This is a genomic window from Algoriphagus sp. PAP.12 (assembly GCF_026652115.1).
GTDB lineage: Bacteria > Bacteroidota > Bacteroidia > Cytophagales > Cyclobacteriaceae > Algoriphagus.
On record NZ_JAPPSQ010000061.1, the window covers coordinates 1 to 1,217 of the forward strand.

The following is a 1,217-nucleotide window of genomic DNA, read 5'->3' on the forward strand; positions in this document are numbered from 1 at the left end:
AAAACAAAAGAACCACTGACTGTCATCAGGCCATTACTGTTGATATTGAGGTTTTGCTCAATTGCCAATGAACCACAGAATAAAAAGTCTCCACCCACATTGACATTTTTTAATACTGCTGATCCTGAGTAGGCCTGAGTTTCATTTCCATTGATATTTAGGTTTTGATTTCCTGAATATCCGGGTAGACCACTACAATCAATGGTGGCATCTGTAGGGTTCGCCTCTTGGGTATTGATTTTTAGAATTTGAAGCCCGTCAGCTCCTGTTGCAACAAATACAAAATGATCCTCATTTCTGACAAAATTGGATGATCCGTCTAAATCTAAAACACCAAATTCTTTTATTGCTGATTTGTCGCTTACATCTGAAATACTGATTCCTGCCGCACCATTGGCCATGAATAACAATTCTTGATCTACTGAAACAGCATTGGTAACAATCTCGCTTTGATCCACATCAGATGGAAGAAAAGGAATGGAAAGTGTTTCTACCGCTGCGCCATCATTGATTTGATAGATACCAGCTCCATTTTTACCTTCTGATACAAACAAATAATCATTCTGAATGTCTATTGTTCTTTTGGCTCCAGTGGATTCCAAGGCAACCGGAATCGTGTAAAGCGGAGAAAGTGTGTTGGGGTCCAGAACCAGAACACCTTCAGTTCCACTTAAAACAGCCAGTTTGTCTGAACCAAAAGCTGCAGCTCTCAAATCTGTAATTTCTGAAGAAGTTATCAACTCTGCACTTTCATTAAATAATCCCACAATGCCTGGGTTGCCGCTTGTGATCACTGTATGGGAATTAGTATGGGCTACATCAGTTGCTACATAGCCTGAGAAGGAGGAGAATTTGAAATCAGAGGTGAATTGTCCACCTCCTACTGAAACAGTGATCAGATTGGCAGGTGAACTGACAGGGAAATCTGCATCGACATTCACAGCTGATGCCAAATAGAGCTTGCCATCCTTAAAAGCTATGGAGCTGACATCTACATTTTGGATGATAGCTTGGGCGGTGATTTTTGGATTATATGCATCAGTAATATCAAAGATTTCCACTCCACCTAGGTAAGTTTCACCTTCAGTGTTATAGGATACGTAGGCATAGTCACCATCAATATCCACATGTGTGGCTTTCAGGATGCTGCCATTAAACTGTGGTGCATCTACTTTTGAAATCAAGATCAAAGGAATTTCTGAAGCAGGAATTTCATC

At 40.4% G+C, this 1,217-nt stretch carries 1 protein-coding gene; it reads right to left on the bottom strand.

Annotation, left to right across the window (positions count from 1 at the left end; genetic code table 11):
• On the bottom strand, positions 1-1,217 hold a 1,217-nt coding region (locus O0V13_RS21430), incomplete at both ends, for a hypothetical protein (protein ID WP_268037061.1).